This is a genomic window from uncultured Paraglaciecola sp., from assembly GCF_937123705.1.
GTDB lineage: Bacteria > Pseudomonadota > Gammaproteobacteria > Enterobacterales > Alteromonadaceae > Paraglaciecola.
In genome coordinates this window covers 14,126-32,450 of record NZ_CAKZKO010000182.1, presented here as the reverse complement: position 1 = coordinate 32,450, position 18,325 = coordinate 14,126, and the positions used below count along the sequence as shown (strand labels likewise).

Genomic DNA, 18,325 nt, shown 5'->3' with positions numbered 1-18,325 from the left:
GAGTTTGTTGTAAAGCGTTTAAAGTTAGATTATGGCAATAGGAGGGCAATATTTCTAAGCTCAAACCCAGAATATGAACCAATTATTGTTGAGTTTGACGATGATAACACATGGGAAAACAGTGTTATCTGGGGTGTAGTAACAAGCGCTATAAGTATTTTTTAACCTGATTACTTATAACTTTCAGCTAAATTGAAATGTCACTTTATTGTACATTTTTTGTCACCTATTTCTAATGACTTACATGAACAAGGCTGTTCATCATTCACTCAAGGAATTAACTCACATGCCACTCAGCAAAGTAAAAAATTTGTTCTCTCGCTCCCAGTTCCCGCTCCATTACGGCTGGTTAGAATTGATAGAAAAGAGCATTGCTGCTTCCAGTGATCAAGAGTGCCTAATGAATGAGATTAATGACATATCCAAACTGATGGGCGAAGAGTACACCGAGGCTTTGATATTGCTTCTTGATCCCCAACTTGAATCGCCTTATTCACTACCTTTGAAGTTAATGCCTTTAAAACTTTCAGCTAAAAAGAGGATAGCGATAAACGGTGGTGAGTTCGTAGGTGATTGTGAAATGATTAATTCCCTGCTCTCAAAGCATATCTCTATCGGAAGCAAAACTCCCGAAGAACAACGAAATGAACAACGCCAGATTCAAGAGCAAAAGCTGCAAGCGAGGGGTGAAGCATCAGAAAAGATGTTTAAGGAGCGAAAAGCTCAATATGAAAGGGACTACATTGATTTTCCATCGATAGAGATAGTTAAGATACGAAGACGCTCCAAAGCCGCAAAAACCCTCGATTTATTGACCAAAGGGCAAACAATTTCTGAGAGCGATTACTTATGGTTAATTAATAAAGGTTTTGAAAATCAATATATAAGTGGACTGTACTACCTGAATCGAGCTGAACTAACAAAGCGCAAATGGGAAGAAACAAAGAAACCTTGGAATCTCGTGAATGCTATTGCTGATTACCGAAAGGCTGGGAAGCCTAAAATTGCGGTCGATCTGGTTAATAAAAACTTCCCATTCAATTTCGCAAATGGCAACAAGAGCCTGAAATCGGCTCTCTTAACCACAAGTGGTGGGGTAAAGCGTGATCTAAACATGCTTGATAAGGCGATCAAATTTGGTACTCAAGCTCATGAACTTACTAAACAAGACTACCGCCCATGCACTCTAATTGGTGCATGTAAGATGATCTTGGGAGATATTGCTCAAGGGCATGAGTGGTATCAAAAAGCAATTAAACGTGGGTTTAATGAAGATAGCTTTGAGCAAGAGATCCGATCAATCTACAATCGTGCCAGTCGCAAAGATAAAGCAAAAATCAAACAGACCTTAATCGCTGATGGATGGGTATATCAGTGGCTCAAGTAAGCCACTCAATCAGTGGCTCAAGTAAGCCACTCAATATTACTCCACCTGAGATTAAAAAGTCTTTCATAGCACTGAACCTCCGATCCATTATGCGTAATCAGGTTTTTTAATGTGGGTTTTATGTGATATTAATGCAGCTTACGTATCGTTTATCCAGCTATTTAACCCACAATACGATATCAATTCTACTCCGCTCGGAGTACTAAGCTCAAACCAAGGCAATATTATCGCCCGCAACGAAGCAATGAAAGATCTTGGCATAAAAATGGGCGCACCATACTTTCAAATTAAAGAGTTAATTCAAAGTAAAAACGGTCAGGTTTGGGGTAGTAACTTCACTTTATTCGGTGATATGAGTAATCGCTTTCACGCAGAATTAGAAGAATTACTCTTTGATAATCAGCGCTATAGCATTGATGAATGTTTTGGCCGTATAAATCCAATAATAGCACCAGATCCAAAGGCATATGCTTATCTAATAAAAGAAACACTTGCTAGAAACTTAGGGATTGGCGTAGGTGTCGGTGTTGCGCACACAAAAACTTTAGCTAAGCTAGGTTCACATGCTGCAAAACTTAATAAATGGAAATCAAAAACTCATGGTGTGGCTGTGCTTGATACAGCTGAAAAAGTTGATTGGGTTCTGAATAAAGTTGTTACACGAGATATCTGGGGAGTTGGGGCTAAAACCTCCAAAAAACTCTCTGAATTAGGTATAAATACTGGCTTAGAGTTAAAGAACTATAATATTACAGAGGCGAAAAAAAAGTTTGGAGTTGTGTTGTCTCGAACCATCCAAGAGTTAAACGGAATAAACGCGATTGAGCTTAAAGATTTGAACTTAAGCCGAGATAGCATTTGTGTGTCTGCAAGCATGGGGAAGCTTGTCTCAGAATTAAATGAGCTTAAAAGCGCACTATCTTGCCATGTATCAAAAGGCGCGGAAAAGCTTAGGCGCTTTGAGCTATTTACATCTACCATAAATATTTTTATTTCAACAGATGGTTTCCGAGAATCGACACCACAGCTTCACAAAAACATACAGGTAACGCTACCATTTCACAGCGCAAATACGGGGGTGCTTATTAAATACGCTATGTTTGGTTTAGAAAAGATATACGAGAAGGGTTATCGATTTAAAAAAGTAGGCGTTGTTTTTAATCAATTAATATCAACAAGTGACCACCAACAACTCAGTTTATTTAATGAAACATCCGTATTGAGCATAGATGAAAAAACCAAAGTAAGCGATGAAATAAACAGTAAGTTTGGCAATAACACAATCAAACTTGGCGTTCAGGGTTTTAAGCAAGACTGGAAGCCCAAAGCAGATCTAGCCCCCAAATCCTATACAACGAACCTCAATGATTTACCCCTTGTATTTGCAAAATAAACACAGAAATCCCGAATGTTATTTCTTAGTTGTGCCCTAAAAAGGCAATTACGCGTGCTGCTATTGCTCAATTAATGGGTAAAGTTGCAAGATGTAATAATTAAAATACACGAGGGCTTAATGAGAAATTCCCCACGCCTGATGAAAGTAATCAGCTGTATGCTTGCTTTCACAACAACAGCAATGCCGTTTCATGGCATTGCCCAGGAATCACCACCAGTAGAGGTTCATGACTTTTTAAGTCAGCTAGGGAGAGAGGGCCAGGTTCTTGGAAAAGAGCTAGGTAGTGAAGCTAAGAACACACCAACAAAAGTTGAAAATGGGAAAATAACAGTACCTACAAGAAATGATGATGGTTCATTAAAATATGATGCAACAAGCCAGTTTGACGTCCAAAGTTTGTATCCCGGTAGTAATCCAGCAAATACCGAATCTAAGAATGAGTACTTCGCTGATGGGTTAGAGCCTGATATCAATCAAATAAAAGGAGTATTTAATTCTGACGAAGATATGGATAAAGCAGGTAGTGGAGCAAAAAGCAGCTTGTGGGGAGATGCTAATAGTGGAACGCCGAGTATATCGGGAGCTGCTTATAAAATACTTGTAGACACATCAAGCCTAGCCAAACCGGATTTTAAAACCGATCCTATGATGGGGCAAACAAATCAAACCTTCGATAATATAGATATAATTGCTGAAGGCTTTGGAGATTGTTCTGTTGAAACAAAGTTCGATAAAGTTGGAATGGAACTGCATAACCCAGAATATGAAACATGTGATCGAATTATTAAGCCATCCGGCGATTGTAAAATAAGAAACAATATAAAGACTAAAAGTGAAACAGTAGATGTGTTTTTTGCCGCTAAAGGCCGAACATGGCTTACAGTTGAGTTTGAATTAACTAAAGGGACTTGGAAAACAATAGCTCCTACGGATGGTATTCAGTTTGCTGGGCAAGTACCTAAGCTTGATTACGATAGCGTTTGTAGCGACATAGGTGTCTCATATAGTGAGTATGTTGCTGCGTGGGATTGGGTTAGTCACGGTATACCAGGAACACCAGATAGTACGGTTATGTATAGAGATATACAGGCACCTAGTTGTGAAAATGGACTTGTGGGCAGGATACAAATACAAGACTCAACTAAAGATGATGATCTTAAGTTTACCCTAGGAGGAAAATTCCAATATCAAATAAAAACATTTGAGGGTAATGAGTGGTCAACAGACTCATGTATAGAAGATGCCAAAAAGGTTAACGATAGCTTTTGTGAAGGCAATTTAAGCATCACTGCCGGTGCCAAAACGAATGAAGCATGCATAATTTCAAATGGTATTCAAATATGCCCAGGTGACGCTTTTGCAAACGCTATGACTCCATCGCCAATTGAGGGGATACCTAACTTAGCAACCGAACTTCAGTTATCTGCTATGCAGTGCGATTTCAATGTAGGGCAAATGGATTGTTGGATTGATATTAACGGCAATGAGCAATGCCCCCACAACGAGGGTAACATTTTAAACACATGTACTGAATTTGAAGATAATCCTCAATGTGGCTTTATAAGCTCTACCTGTGTTGATGGTGCGGCGGGTAAGTCTGGAGCTTGCTACGTAAAAGAAGAAATATGGGATTGTGGTAGTACTGTAACAGCTGAAACCGTAGAAAAGAATACCGAATACCAATGCTCGGGCCCCATTAGGTGTATGGGAGATGACTGCCTTGATCCTAACGCAACCCAAAATCAAGCAGATAACTTTGCTAAAGCAACCGCTTTATTAAATGCAGCTCAGTTCATGACACAGGATATGGAGTGTACTGGCGGGGCCACTGAAGAGGGTGGCGATGAAAACATAGACTTGGGTTGCTCTGCTTTTGCAGGAAAGGCTGGAACTTGCAAAATAGCGGTTGGTGGAGTTTCAGATTGCTGTGAAAAGCCAAAGAATATAAATATGTCGGATTATTTGATGATGATTAGCCAAGTACCAAAGTTGGATGGGGCCATATTATCGCTTGGCAAAGACAACATAATTAAAAGCTCTTATCAAAGTTTGCGCGAACCGGTTATGAATGCTTGGTCAGACGTATCATCTCCATTTACGAGTTACATGGATAACATTTCAGGTGCGGTAGGTGATTTCTTCTCTCCAATTGAAGAGTTAAAGGATGAGCTTATGGATCAGCTAAAGGAAAAAGCTCAAGAAATGCTCCAAGAAATAATGGGCAACCTTATAGAAGATAAAAGTACGGAAGCAGCTGCATCAGCCGCAGCTAACAAAGCAGCAAAACAAGCATCCGAGGAAATGGCAAAACAAGCAGCGTCAATGCTAAAGGGGGCTATGAATGTCTACACTGCCTACGTAGTTGCAATTGCAGTTATTCAAATGGTTTACGCATGTGAACCAGAGGAGCTTGAAATGAACGCAAAGAGAGCGACAGATAGTTGTACTTACGTTGGATCATATTGCGAATCAAAAGCGCTTGGTGTCTGTGTTGAGAAGCATCAAGCGTATTGCTGCTTTAACTCTCCGTTATCAAGAATAATACAGGAGCAAGTACGCCCACAACTAGGATTGGATTTTGGAACAGCATTGGAACCTAGTTGCGCCGGTGTGCCTCTTGATAAAATAGCAGAAATAGACTGGTCACAAATAGACCTGGATGAGTGGCTAGCTATATTACAACAGAATGGGCAATTCCCTGAAGCCGGTGATTTAACAATGGATGAACTAACTGGCTCAGGCAATATATTTAATATAAAAGGTGATAGATTACCTGCGGATGAACGCGCTCTGGAGCGATTGGAAGGAATAGATATTGATGCTAAGAGAAAAGAAGCTATGGATAAATTTAATGTAAACCCAGGCGGGGGAGGTTAAACTAATTAAAAACGGGTCATGATGACCCGTTTTTTTTGCTTTTATTTTTTTGGGGTTATAAATAACTTTTTTTGACCTTTATTTAAAATGTACGGGTAGTTTATTGTTTCGCCATTTTTCATTTTTACTTTTTTGGGTGCAATATAAATATAAGTCCAACTTGAAAGCTCTTCACTAATACTCGTGTAAATTTCATCTTCTGGAACACTACTTTTTTTATTGGTAATCAAGTTTAAATTATGAAAATCTCGCCCATCGTTGGGTGAAAAAATATAGCTCTCAGATTCAATACCACTGATGAATGATGGAGAAATTGCCTTGTACGGCTCATAAGTCTCCACGCTAACTTCACACAAGTCTGAAATATCTGTAATACCATGGGAATACTCCGGGCAGTTCCATTCATCTTTTATAAAGTAAATAGATAGCTTCCCATTTTGATCGTAAATGGTTTCATGTTTAAGACCTAATTCAACCATGACTTTTTCAATAGAAACTTTCACATGTGAAAGAAATTTTTCTTGAGCTTCTTCAGTCGAACTAGCTTCTGAAGCTGGCATCCATGCTATAAGACTATTTCTTGCCCCATGAGAGTCAGGCTCAAGCAAATTCCCCAGAAGATGAACCCCAGCAGTTTGCCAGTTAGTCATTCCTAATTGGGGGCTACCATATCCACCAGCAACAAAACCTAGGTTAAGCATTGATTCAGTGATAGAGCCAACGCTATCCGCAGGAACGTAAGTATCCTTTATATCAGTTACTAAACCACCGGCATGAGCAATGTTATAAGCTTCGCTATGGTTGTTCATATACTCCATAGGTGTTGTTGATGTAGCACAACCAGACAATGCAGATACAGCTAGAAAGGCTGCTAGGGTTTTAAATGTACTCATACTATATAGCTCCGCTTTATTTTATAAGATGTTCTTAAAGGTTATTTTTTAATTACTTCAATATTATCACAGTAAAAAAAAATGCAACCTGGGGAAGTGAATAAATAAAACCCCTTGGTTGAAAGGGGTTTTTGGTTGGGATGGTTGTATTATTTTAACTTTTTACGCTGAGACTTCTTCTTGCATGTTTGTTGAAGTCTTGCTGGTGGATTCAGCTTCACTTGATAGCTCTACGTCATTTGTTTCTTGTTCAGGAGCTGCTTCTGCAACTTCTTCATCTTTACCTTTAGAGTGAGCTGAAATGCGAGCCCGCTTTTCCATGCCTATAATGCGACCCGCAAGCTTAATTAAACGCTGCTGCCACTCATATGTTGCATCAGAACGCTGCTGACTAGTTAGCACTGTATTCAACCAAAGAGTGTCAACTATGCTCATCAGCTTATCTAGGCTTCTAATAAGGTGCGCAAACTGTGCAACCTGTGGTGATGTGATCTCTATAGGGTATGTAACAGGGGCGCTATAACCAGGAGTATCTTCAATGCCATTATCAGCCATTACTTTAGATAACTGATCTAGTGCCTTCTTCATATCTTCAGCGACTTTATCTATATGGCCGTGAATAACTTCCTCAACTTGGTCGATTTCTTTCAAGTCACCTATAATACGAAGTATTACATCGAGTGAAAATAAAGCATTCGATACACGATCAAAGCTACGTGCCATAACTCTCTGCGCTTGAAGACTATTTACAATCATATTTTGACGAAAAACAGGTCTTGAGTACATTTGGCGCTCTGATTGAGGCTGCTGCTTTAATTCATTAATTTCTTCTGCCATGATATTTCTCCATTTTGAATTGGGACAATTAGTAAACGCAGCTAAAGATTAGGATGAATTGACACCCAACATAAAGTCGCTTTGCGCCCAAAATGGACAGAAGTAGCGTTTTACCTTAAATAATTTTGATGTATAGTTAAGTTTCTTAGTCGTTTATCGGCTGGATAAGGTAGCTAGCCTTCAAAAACAAATAGCAACTTAAAAAGAATACGCCGTATGGCGTAGGTTTTACACCTTCCCACCTGGGAGCACTCCCAGGTATGGGTGATGCTCCTTTTAAAATTTGGAGTTATCACCATGCAATTTATTATATTTGTTGTAGCACTTACTGTAACAGTTGGAATCATCGGTATTTGTGGTTGGGCTTTTGCGCAATCATTCGTTTATCTTTGCAAACAACTAAATAAAGCTATTGTCTTTCTATTGAAACGTATCTTTGTACCTACGTTACGCATACTGCTAAAAGCATTGAAGAGCTTTTTAGCTTATACATTGCGTTTATTCAATGCGTGTAGGTTTCGGGTTAAATTCATAGTCAGCAAAATAGTTAATGCAGTAACCAAGCTTGCAGCACGGTTTGAACAGGCCGTTATTAAAGAAGAGACTCATGCTTTGCCAGTTGAAGAAGCAGAAGTTAAACCTGTAAGCAATAACCCTGAGATTGATTGGTCTGTTTATGACACGCCAACTTGTCTTCGCAAAGGGGGAGCACTTATTTGGTAGTATATAAAGGAGGGGTATCCCCTCCTTTATAATTTAAGAGTTGTGAAGCGATACAGTCTAAAAGTCTTTTTCCCAATGGAAAATAAAACCATTAGAAAAAAGATTTTTGTTCTCGTTATGAGAATGAAAGTGAGGTAGCTGGCCTCCTCAAACAAACAGCAAATAAATATTAAATAAACTTACCCATCATGGGCTCATCAAGCCCTGTGGGATTGGTGCGCCTAATAATACACTAGGAGAACACCATGACACAGATTGTTAAATACTCAATCCGTAAAGCATTTGAAATGAATAGCGTACCACAGGAAGTAACTACACTTGGTTACGCACCATCTTCAGATCCCTTTATACCTTCAAAAGATGATAATTACATTTTCCGTAAAGAGTTGATTAGAGAAGTCACTGCTTTTCTAAAAAAACCTTTCGGAGATGCACTATATGTTACCGGGCCTACTGGTTCCGGTAAAACATCAGGCATTACTGAAATAGCAGCACGCCTATCTTGGCCTGTTCAGCAAATTACGGCTAATGGTCGTATGGAGCTAGCAGACTTAGTAGGGCACCATGCTTTAATTTCTCCAAAGCCCGGTGAAGCACCTATCATGAAATTCATGTATGGCCCACTTGCTACCGCTATGAAACATGGTCAAATCCTCCTCATTAATGAGATTGATTTGGCTGACCCAGCAGAACTTTCAGGTCTAAACGATGTACTGGAAGGACGCCCCTTGGTTATATCTCAGAATGGTGGTGAAATAATCAAACCGCACCCAATGTTTCGTGTTGTGGTTACTGGTAACTCTACAGGGTCTGGTGATCCAACAGGTAGATATCAGGGTGTAATGATGCAAAACATCGCTGCAATGGATCGTTATAGATTCATTAAAGTAGGTTATGCAGAACCTGCTACTGAGATGGATATTCTCAGTCGCGTAGCACCAACTCTAAATGAAAGCATTCGAGAAGGCATGGTTAAAACTGCCAATGAAATTCGTAGGCTTTTCATGGGTGAGAGCGGTGATGATGGAGAAATTGGTGTAACTATGTCAACTCGTACACTTGTACGTTGGGCAAAGCTTTCACTTCAATTTCGTGGAGCTCCCAATACACTTAAGTATGCATTGGAACAAGCACTGCTAACCCGGTCTTCTAATGAAGAAAGTGAGGCGATTCTTCGTATATCGAAGGATGTGTTTGGCGAACAATGGCGCTAAGGGGATTGTATGAACACCAAGTCTGTCGCATTAGAACAGCTTGAACCAAAACTTCAGCCAGATGATTTGGATGAGGCAATGGTAAACGCACTCAAGCTTGATGTGGATAATCGTGCATATAGCACAATTAATTGGCATATATCTCCACCTACAGCTTTAAAAGGAGAAGAAGCGAAAAGGCTTCTTCTTGGCTTTATCATTGGAGTTCTTGGTAAAAGCGGTAAAGCTTTAGGATGCAATGTTGGAGTAAGCACTGAAGATGAACCAATAGAAGCTATAACAACAGAGAGTGGTTTTAAGCTCAAAGTTTGTTCATCTAATAAAGAAAACACACTACACCCAAAAACACTTGAGGGTGCAGGTGAAATAACTAATGCTCATGGTCACAAGCCTTTTCTTATGATGATTCACTTGCAAAAGCGATTTCATGAAGAGTGGGAAAGTGTTAGCAATGAATTAGTTAATATTTGTGATGACAAGGGCAGCTCTATTATTTACTCAGAGTTTAGCTCGCTAGAAAACGTAATAGAGTCGATGGGGTTTAACTACAGTGAAGTTCGTAGTGATGCCGCAAAGTTAAATTTAACAACTGAAATATTTGATTGGCAAGGTGCCAACACAGACATAGAAGATTGTTATTTTTAAAAATATAAATTGAGAATTTTTTCTCTTCCTTAATAAGTGCCAAATTAACATTTAATAATTTTGGCACATACACCCTATAGGGATACATTCCCTGCGGGGTAGTTGTATCTCTATAAACAACTTTTTTGGAGATACAATATGAATATATCAAATTTAAAAGTAACTGACGTTCCTGGTAAGTACCAAATTACGGGTTCTTTGGATGCAGATGAAATTATTGCGCTAGCAATAAAGCTAGCTAGAAATAAGTTAAAGAAAGGGGCTATGTTTAATAGTCCAAGTGCAGTAACTGATTATCTTCAGGCTATATATGCTACTGAAGAGAAAGAGGTTTTTGCCATGATTCACCTTGATAGCCAGCATCGGGTTATCGAGTTGGAAACGTTATTTACCGGAACAATTTCTTCAGCGAGCGTTTACCCTCGTGAAATAATTAAATCGGTAATGAATAAAAATAGCAGTAAGTTGATTCTCTGTCATAACCACCCAAGTGGTTTAGCTGAACCATCAACAAGCGATAAAGCCATAACTACAAAGATTATTAATGCACTCAAGTTCATAGATGTGGAGGTTTTAGACCACATTATAGTTGGTACTGAGTCAACGGTATCTTTTGCTGAACGCGGCTTGATTTAAAGTTTAATTTTAACCCTAACGGGGCGTTATTCCCGTTAGGGGAATGGTGCCCTAATTCAATCTGTTCTATGAAAGAACTAGGAGAAATACCATGCAAGACAATAAATCTTTAGTTACTCGTATTGCAACTCGATACGGTGTGGATAGCACGAAGTTTTTTGATACATTAAAAGCTACTGCATTCAAACAAAAGGATGGGAGCGCGCCAACCAACGAGCAGATGATGACTTTGTTGATTGTTGCTGAGCAATATAACCTAAACCCTTTTACTCGTGAAATTTATGCTTTTCCCGATAAACAAAATGGCATTATCCCTGTTGTGGGTGTTGATGGTTGGAGTCGTATAATCAATGATCACCCAGAATATGACGGTATTGAGTTTGTGTATTCAGACAAAATGGTCAGAATGGATGGTGCCAAAGTAGATTGCCCTGAATGGATAGATGCTATTATTTATCGTAAAGATAGAGCACGGCCAATAAAAATCAGAGAGTACCTAGATGAAGTTTATCGAGCTCCATTTAAAGGAAATGGTCGTAATGGGTCTTATGTAGTAGATGGCCCATGGCAGACACATACGAAGCGACAGCTTCGTCATAAGGGTATAATTCAGTGTTCACGTATCGCTTTTGGTTTTGGAGGTATCTACGACCAAGACGAAGCTGAGCGCATAAAAGATATGGGAGATGTAGTGCTTACCCAACCTCAGGCTACAATTGAGGAAGGCAGCAATTCATCAAATGCAATGCAAGTAGAGTTCAAGCAATTGAATCCACTTTTAAAACAATTGGCGGAACGCGCAGAAAAGCAAAATGCTTGGAGTGCAGCCTACCAATATAGCGAAGAGCGCTTTCATGGTGCTGAGCTAGAGTATGCAACCAAATATCTGCAAAACAGAGAAATGGAAGTCATTGGAGCAAGTGATGTAGAGGTCGAGGATGAAGTTATTGAAACTTCAAATCAAGATGAAAACATTCACCAACCCCAAGAACAAGAGTTTTCCCCCGAAGAAGATAATTTTTTTGCTGAGGAAAACGCTTAACCCCCCTCGGGAGCTTCCTCCCGAAAGGGGGGATCTCTCTTTAATTAAAGGAGAGCAGTATGAAAATCGTAAATTTATCTCAACGAGATGATGATTGGTTAGAGTGGCGAAAAGGTGGATTAACTGCTACTGATGCTATTATCTTAATTAATCGCTCACCCTACAAAACTAAATGGCGTCTTTGGGCCGAAAAAACTGGCTATGCTAAAGAAGTTGATCTTAGTTTAAACCCACTAGTACGCAAAGGGGTTGTAAATGAAGATAAAGCTCGCCAGGCTTTTGAAGCTAAATATAACGACTTACTTTTACCTGCATGTGTTCAATCCGTTAAAAACTCACTACTAAGAGCTTCGTTAGATGGACTTAATAGTAAGAATCAACCGGTAGAGTTAAAATGCCCAAGTGAAAGCGTATGGAATGATGTTTGTGCAAACGGTGCAAATAGCGATCCCTATAAACTTTATTATGTTCAAGTTCAGCACCAATTACTTGTAACCGGCGCAAAGAGTGGTTGGTTAGTATTTTGGTATAACGGTGAAATTCGTGATTTTGTTATTAATCGCGATGATGTTATGCACAAGCAACTGCTGGTGGAAGCTGAAAAGTTTTGGGAGCAAGTGCAAAAACGTCAAGAGCCTGAAAAAGACCCTGAACGTGATTTGTATATCCCTAAACATAAAGAAGCCGAGCGCTGGATTAGTGCAGCTGAAGAGTATCGAATCTATGAAGCTGAAGCCCAAGAGTTGAAAAAGCGATTGAGTGAACTCAGTGAGAAACAGAAACCGTTACTCAAAGATATGAAGTCACTAATGGGAGGATACCTACAAGCTGACTACGGTGGTTTAATGGTTACAAGGTATAAAGTTAGTGGCCGTGTAAACTACAAAAAATTACTTGAAGAAAAAGCATCTAATATCAAACCTGATGATATCGAGACATATAGAGGAAAATCTGATGAGCGTTGCCGAGTAACGGTAAGTGAGTCTATTAATCCACGCTATGTAGTCGATGAGGCGGTACTTGCACCTCTTCAAAACATGAGTGAAAAAGCAGAGTCATTTTATTTTTAAAAGGCTTACCTAGTTTATAAAAAACTTACATTAACCCAAAGGGTAACACCCGGAGGGGAGTTACCCTTTGTTTAAATAATACAATGAGGTAATTTAATGAACACTATTATTGTGAAGCAAAATGAAAATGGTCAATTTGATGTTTTAGCCTCTTCTAAAATACCAGTCAAGGTTATCTTAGTTGAGCCCGACATATCCGGGAACTCAAATATGGAAATGGCGGGTGAAGCTTGTATCGGCTGGGTTGGCACTACAATTGTCAATCAGCAACTGGTCGATGAAGCAACTTTAAGCCTAGAAGGCATCAAATAGTTAATAAAATTAGTTTGGGGGCATACGCTCCCTTTCCCATGATGAACAAATTTAGTCTGCATGGGAAAGGAGGAATAGCCGAAATAAATAAGTTTACTCCCGAAATGGGCGGAAACAGCTTAGCTTACACTTAACATAAGAAGTAAGATTTACAATACAAAACCTTATGGCCTATTCATGATTTGAATAAGTTATTTTAGAACAAGTTTTACCCACTTATGGGTGAAAATGAGGTAACTGGCTTCTATAAATAAACAGTATATAAACATTAACAACCATCCCAACGGGACGCATCGAGCCCGCAGGGGATCTGGTGCGCCCCTATATCCATTTAGGAGAGCATCATGAGTAAAACAGTTAAACACCTCGAAAATCTTTGTGTGATTCACGTAGATTTCGACATTTGGAGTGGACAAACCCGACTTGCTGCAGCTGATTTTAAGCTTGGTGAAGGTGGGGAAATTCCTCCAGAAAAAGTAGCCCAATTAGGCTCGAAAAAAATCTGTGATCCAGCAAAGCTTAAAGGCTTTAATCGCTTGAAAACAGAAACACGCCGATTATTACTAGCTTACGGTATGCCATTTATGAATGGTTTTGCTGTGCCAGCTAGCAAATCAGATGAAATATGTTTCAAACTTAATGAAATAAACCACGAGTTTGAAGCGTTAAAACAATCTTTCCTCAGCGGTTATAACGCTGCAGTGAATGAATGGATTTCAGAAAACCCAGAATATGAAATGGCTATTCGTGCAGGTGCGTTACCGAGATCTGTAGTAGAAAAACGAATAGGATTTGAATATCAAGTTTTCATGATCCAACCAATAAATGATGACGATCCAACAGCAAAAAACCTCGACAGAAAAATTGAAAGTCTTGGCCGAGATCTTTTGGATGAAGTTACTGATGAAGCAGATAAATTTTACTCTAAAAATTTATCTGGCCGAGTAACATGTAATGTTGCAACCCGCATTACTCTGAAAAAGATTCGCGACAAAGTTGATGGCCTGTCATTTTTAAATGGCTCATTAACCCCGTTAGTTGATCTATTAGATGAAACTTTGCGAGGATATGAGCAACACTCACAAGGCCGAGTTGTTCAAGGTGCTTTCTTTTATCAAGTTGTTGCAGCAGTACTTATTATGAGTAATCGCCAGCGTATTGAAGAATATGCTAACGGTGCTGTAACTTTGGCTGGCATGACTGATTCAGTAACCCCCAGTGTAATATCTGGCGCTGATACGGAAGTCAAGAAAGTTAATGACTCAACCAATGAAGGCAGTAACGAACCTTTATATGAATCACTAACGACAGAAGAGAGTAAAGAGGCCAACTTGGATAAAGTTAACAATGAAGATATAGCGTTATTATCTTCAACTAAAGATGAAAACGAACTTGTCATTGAAAGCTTAGATGCTGATATAGATAAGTTTTTTGAGCAATTTGCAGAGAAAAGCACCTCGGACGAAAGTGGTGCTCTCCCAAATAATAATCATGAAACTGAGCAGGTGAATGATTATGAAATAGAGAAAGATCCTGAGTACGCACATGAAGCGGTATATGCCGATGAAATGAGTGAAAAAGAGGTCGTTATGCCTGACTTTGAAGACGAAGACGAAGACGCGTTTTTTTAATCAAGTAAATAAACTTCAAAGATGTAGCCACCTTTATAGGTGGCTTTCATCTTTGCCATCCAACTAGGAGAATACAATGTCTAAACGTAAAACAATTTATAGCGCACTACCAATCGTAGCAGCTGCATACGGTGAAAAGTTCGGTGTAAAAATTAGCATAGGTGGCGATACCGCTAGTACAGATGGTAAGTCAATTAACTTGCCTAGCATTCCAGAGGGTTATCCATATATGGATGCTGTTTGGGGGTATTTAGCTCATGAAGCTGCACATGTTAGATTTACTGATTTCAACACATCAAGACGTCCTGGATTACATTCCACTTTAGTTAACATACTAGAGGACTGTCGAATTGAAAGAGAAATGATAAAAATATACCCGGGAACTGCCCAGACATTAAATGAGGTTGCTCGATATATGGCCCAAGCTGGTCATTATGAGCATGTTTCAGATAATGAGCATCCCGCACAAATACTGCTAGCCTTTAGCCTGTATTGGTTACAGTCACAAGTAGTTGGTCAGGATGTTCTAAATTCATATTTAGATACAGCTAGGGCAGCACTTGAAAATGTTTTTCCGAAAGGTGTTGTGGTTCGTCTTAATGCTTTACTACGTAAAGTTATGAATACTCAATCAACACATGAGATTTCAGTATTGGCAGATGAAATTATTGCAATGCTGAAAGATGAGGAAAATAAAGAGCAACAAAGCCAAAGTGATAACCAAAGCCAAGGTGATAACCAAAGCCAAAGTGATAACCAAAGCCAAAGTGATAACCAAAGCCAAGGTGATAACCAAAGCCAAGGTGATAACCAAAGCCAAGGTGATAACCAAAGCCAAGGTGATAACCAAAGCCAAAGTGATAACCAAAGCCAAGGTGATAACCAAAGCCAAGGTGATAACCAAAGCCAAGGTGACAACCAAAGCCAAAGTGATCAACAAAAGCTACGTGATGTAATTACCAAAACATTGAGCGCCGGCGATGACGATATGCTGAAAGATGCACATAAGTCATTAAAATCAGACTTTGAACAGTTTGCGGTAGTGAATGGGGAGGATAGTTATACTTCGGTAAGAACGGCAGTTCCCGCACCTAAAGATAATGGGAAAGAGTTGCTTACTTCGGTAAAAAGCTCATCTGCTAAAATACGTAATCAGCTCTACGGTTTAGTTCAAGCAAGCCAAAGAACTGGGAGTAGAAACAAACGTTCAGGAAAGCGTTTAGATACAAATAGCCTTTATCGAGTTATGAATGGTGATACTCGTGTGTTTCGCACACCGGCAGATAAGCAACGCCCTAACACGGCTGTGCATATATTAGTCGATATGAGTTCATCCATGAACATCCAAAGTACGGGTTCATCAAAGTATATGTATGAGGTAGCTAGAGAGTCTGCTCTTTCGCTAGCGTTAGCGTTAGAGCCAATTCAGGGGGTTAATCCTGCTGTAACATACTTCATGGGCGGTAACAGAGAGCCTGTGTACAGTGTGGTAAAGCATGGTGAGAACGTTGTTAATCAAGCGGGTAAGTTTATGCTTGGGCCAAAAGGAAGCACGCCAATGGCAGAGGCTATCTGGTATGCAGCTTTTGAGTTAAGTAAGGTTCGTGAAGAGCGAAAAATGATTATAGTTATTACTGATGGTGCGCCTAACAACGAAAAATCATGTAAAAACGTAATTGATCTTTGCGAGAGTAGTGGTGTTGAAATGATTGGGATTGGTATTAATGTACCTTTCATTAATCGATTTTTTTCAAACAATATACTTATTAATGATGTAAACGATCTGAAGAAAACTTTGTTTAAGCTAATGGAGAAGTCTTTGATTTCACCAGCCGCATAACAAGAAATGAAAAATATTAAATACCCTCTTTTTGAGGGTATTTAATTTCTATATGTGCAAATCGTACTATATACACCCAAAAAGGACAAAAGTAGATTAGTCCTGACCCTAAAATTTATTTAATATTAACCATAATCCATTTTCCGGGATATGTTTTTAAACAGCATAGCGCGGAAAAAAGATTTTTCTCTCATGATGAGAGTAAAAATGAGGTAACTGGCCTCTTCAAACAAACAGCATATAAATCCACCCTAGGGGCGTATCACCCTTAGGGGTTGGTGCGTCCTTAAATTACAGTTTAGGAATAGCACCATGAATAATCATATCAAAAAAATAGCACGTTCTATGCAAGACATAGCTGCTGACCTCGAATTACCTGTGAATTACCAAAGTGATTTGTACACTGACTTTAAATTATTAACTAAATACAAAGATGAAAATCTTATTTGGTTATTAAGAACGCACGGTACAGTACTTATTCCAAGTCAACTAGGAGTTGACCCTGGATATCTCACGCATTGGCTATGGGGTAGCCATGGTCAAAAAGTAGTTCCATTTCTAATAGATACCAAAACAGGGCTTGTAGAGAAGATTAGTTTTGAGGAAGCTGAAAATTTAATTATGAAGCCACCTTCAAACCTGAGCTTAGAGCCATCAAGAAAGTGCTTAACGTACAAAGTTAATAACGTTCTTGAGAAAGGTTGTGATCTAAGGATTTGGGGAATGTTCGAGACACCTAAATCAATATCAGATATAGGTAACTGGACAGAATGGCAAGCTTATTTCAGTACAACCGGCAACCGCTTGATGGCTGATTATATAGGCAAGGCCATTAGGCTTTCTCTTCAATTAGGAGGGGTCTAATGGAGATAACACTTCCAGCCAGCAACGATACGTTATTGGTACAAATGGAAAATAAACATATTCCTGTAGAAACACACTGTCGCAGTGGTTTTTGTGGGATTTGTAAAAAACGGTTATTAAGTGGTGAAGTAATTTATCACGAGAAACCGTTAGCATTTCTTGGCGAGGGTGAGGTTTTAGTTTGTTGCGCTAGCGCAAAAACTGAAGTTGTCATTTTAAACCAAGATTAACTTAACGCGCTTTTAAGCGTTTTTAACATAGGAACTTACTCCCTACTAGGGCGGTAAATTTCTTCAATAGGAGTAATTATGAGTACACAACACGTAAAGTTTCCCGGTGGCAATATTGAAACACTTTCCGAAGCGGAGAGTATGTTGCAAGCGGTATCAATTGATGCTCAAAAGGAATGCGAGCCAGAATATCTCAAAGAGCTTATCTCATTGAAATCCTGGTTAGAAAACCAAATTGAAAGTCAAAAATTCTAAGTACTAATATGAAATTTGCTCCCAGAAAGGCTCTTAACCCTTTCTGGGTTTTGAGCCCTTAAGTTTAAAAGGTAAGCTCATGAAAGCACTAAATATTAACTTATATGAGCATCTTGATAATCAAGAGGTTCAACTTGAACTGGATATATTTGGCCCTTACGAGCCAGTAAAGACAGCACAAATAATCCCATTCAAACCAAAGGTTGAATGGGGTGAGTCAGCTATTACAGTCCTTAGAGAAGGCTTACTATGTAACACCCTAAGATCTCTAGCTGATGGCAGAGCAGGCGTAGCAACTAAAGATGAATCGATGGTTTGGTTAATGTCCAATAATATAGATCCATTTTCGTTTGTCGTTTGTTGTTCAGAGTTAGGTTACAACCCAGAAACGCTTAGAGAGCAAACGCTCTTTACTTTAAACAGGTTGAACACTAAAAGTAATAACCCTTAAGGGATTACCCTAAAGAGTAATA

At 39.1% G+C, this 18,325-nt stretch carries 18 protein-coding genes; 16 read left to right on the top strand and 2 right to left on the bottom strand.

What is annotated here, in order from left to right:
- Positions 1 to 286: 286 nt before the first annotated feature.
- The 3 genes from Q0688_RS23300 (at position 287) to traN (ending at position 5,660) form a co-directional block, all read left to right on the top strand.
- Positions 287 to 1,387: a hypothetical protein gene (locus tag Q0688_RS23300; protein ID WP_121638671.1), complete on the top strand. Its 1,101-nt coding sequence runs from the start codon at positions 287 to 289 to the stop codon at positions 1,385 to 1,387.
- A gap of 109 nt (positions 1,388 to 1,496) precedes the next feature.
- Positions 1,497 to 2,780 (top strand): Y-family DNA polymerase, encoded by a 1,284-nt coding sequence (locus Q0688_RS23295; RefSeq protein WP_121638670.1) that lies wholly within the window; start codon positions 1,497 to 1,499, stop codon positions 2,778 to 2,780.
- A 120-nt stretch (positions 2,781 to 2,900) separates the two neighbouring features.
- On the top strand, positions 2,901 to 5,660 hold the full coding sequence (traN, locus tag Q0688_RS23290; RefSeq protein ID WP_299082952.1) for a conjugal transfer mating pair stabilization protein TraN: 2,760 nt from the start codon (positions 2,901 to 2,903) through the stop codon (positions 5,658 to 5,660).
- A gap of 41 nt (positions 5,661 to 5,701) precedes the next feature.
- Here the strand turns inward: traN and Q0688_RS23285 are convergent, their stop codons facing one another.
- Both Q0688_RS23285 and Q0688_RS23280 read right to left on the bottom strand, forming a co-directional pair.
- A complete protein-coding gene (locus Q0688_RS23285) occupies positions 5,702 to 6,553 on the bottom strand; it encodes a hypothetical protein (RefSeq protein WP_121638668.1) in 852 nt (283 codons plus the stop codon).
- A gap of 162 nt (positions 6,554 to 6,715) precedes the next feature.
- Entirely contained in the window at positions 6,716 to 7,390 is a 675-nt protein-coding gene (locus Q0688_RS23280; RefSeq protein WP_240452983.1) for a hypothetical protein, read from the bottom strand.
- 297 nt (positions 7,391 to 7,687) lie between these two features.
- Here Q0688_RS23280 and Q0688_RS23275 point away from each other — a divergent pair, with 297 nt between their 5' ends.
- From Q0688_RS23275 to Q0688_RS23215, 13 genes are all read left to right on the top strand, one after another.
- Positions 7,688 to 8,113, top strand: coding sequence for a hypothetical protein (locus Q0688_RS23275; RefSeq protein WP_162986046.1), 426 nt, complete (start codon positions 7,688 to 7,690; stop codon positions 8,111 to 8,113).
- 287 nt (positions 8,114 to 8,400) lie between these two features.
- A complete protein-coding gene (locus Q0688_RS23270; protein WP_121638760.1) occupies positions 8,401 to 9,327 on the top strand; it encodes an AAA family ATPase in 927 nt (308 codons plus the stop codon).
- 9 nt (positions 9,328 to 9,336) lie between these two features.
- On the top strand, positions 9,337 to 9,972 hold the full coding sequence (locus tag Q0688_RS23265) for a hypothetical protein (RefSeq protein ID WP_121638749.1): 636 nt from the start codon (positions 9,337 to 9,339) through the stop codon (positions 9,970 to 9,972).
- Between the two features lie 138 nt (positions 9,973 to 10,110).
- Complete coding sequence (radC, locus tag Q0688_RS23260; RefSeq protein ID WP_121638748.1) at positions 10,111 to 10,608, top strand: DNA repair protein RadC; 498 nt, start codon at positions 10,111 to 10,113, stop codon at positions 10,606 to 10,608.
- A 91-nt stretch (positions 10,609 to 10,699) separates the two neighbouring features.
- Positions 10,700 to 11,650: a phage recombination protein Bet gene (gene bet, locus Q0688_RS23255; RefSeq protein ID WP_299082942.1), complete on the top strand. Its 951-nt coding sequence runs from the start codon at positions 10,700 to 10,702 to the stop codon at positions 11,648 to 11,650.
- A 59-nt stretch (positions 11,651 to 11,709) separates the two neighbouring features.
- The gene (locus tag Q0688_RS23250) at positions 11,710 to 12,720 is read left to right on the top strand and encodes a lambda-exonuclease family protein (protein ID WP_121638746.1); all 1,011 of its coding nucleotides are present in this window, start codon (positions 11,710 to 11,712) and stop codon (positions 12,718 to 12,720) included.
- Positions 12,721 to 12,816: 96 nt separating this feature from the next.
- Entirely contained in the window at positions 12,817 to 13,032 is a 216-nt protein-coding gene (locus Q0688_RS23245) for a hypothetical protein (RefSeq protein WP_121638745.1), read from the top strand.
- 344 nt (positions 13,033 to 13,376) lie between these two features.
- Complete coding sequence (locus Q0688_RS23240) at positions 13,377 to 14,663, top strand: DUF3150 domain-containing protein (protein ID WP_121638744.1); 1,287 nt, start codon at positions 13,377 to 13,379, stop codon at positions 14,661 to 14,663.
- Between the two features lie 76 nt (positions 14,664 to 14,739).
- The gene (locus Q0688_RS23235; RefSeq protein ID WP_299082934.1) at positions 14,740 to 16,503 is read left to right on the top strand and encodes a VWA domain-containing protein; all 1,764 of its coding nucleotides are present in this window, start codon (positions 14,740 to 14,742) and stop codon (positions 16,501 to 16,503) included.
- Between the two features lie 312 nt (positions 16,504 to 16,815).
- Positions 16,816 to 17,367, top strand: a complete 552-nt coding sequence (locus Q0688_RS23230; RefSeq protein ID WP_240452982.1) for a hypothetical protein — start codon at positions 16,816 to 16,818, stop codon at positions 17,365 to 17,367.
- Positions 17,367 to 17,597 carry a class I ribonucleotide reductase maintenance protein YfaE gene (gene yfaE, locus Q0688_RS23225; protein ID WP_121638742.1) on the top strand — a complete coding sequence of 77 codons (231 nt, stop codon included), beginning with the start codon at positions 17,367 to 17,369 and terminating at the stop codon, positions 17,595 to 17,597. Before Q0688_RS23230 ends, yfaE begins: the two co-directional genes overlap by 1 nt.
- Before the next feature lie 78 nt (positions 17,598 to 17,675).
- Positions 17,676 to 17,852, top strand: a complete 177-nt coding sequence (locus tag Q0688_RS23220; RefSeq protein ID WP_162986045.1) for a DUF810 domain-containing protein — start codon at positions 17,676 to 17,678, stop codon at positions 17,850 to 17,852.
- 79 nt (positions 17,853 to 17,931) lie between these two features.
- On the top strand, positions 17,932 to 18,303 hold the full coding sequence (locus Q0688_RS23215) for a topoisomerase II (RefSeq protein WP_299082930.1): 372 nt from the start codon (positions 17,932 to 17,934) through the stop codon (positions 18,301 to 18,303).
- Positions 18,304 to 18,325: the final 22 nt, after the last annotated feature.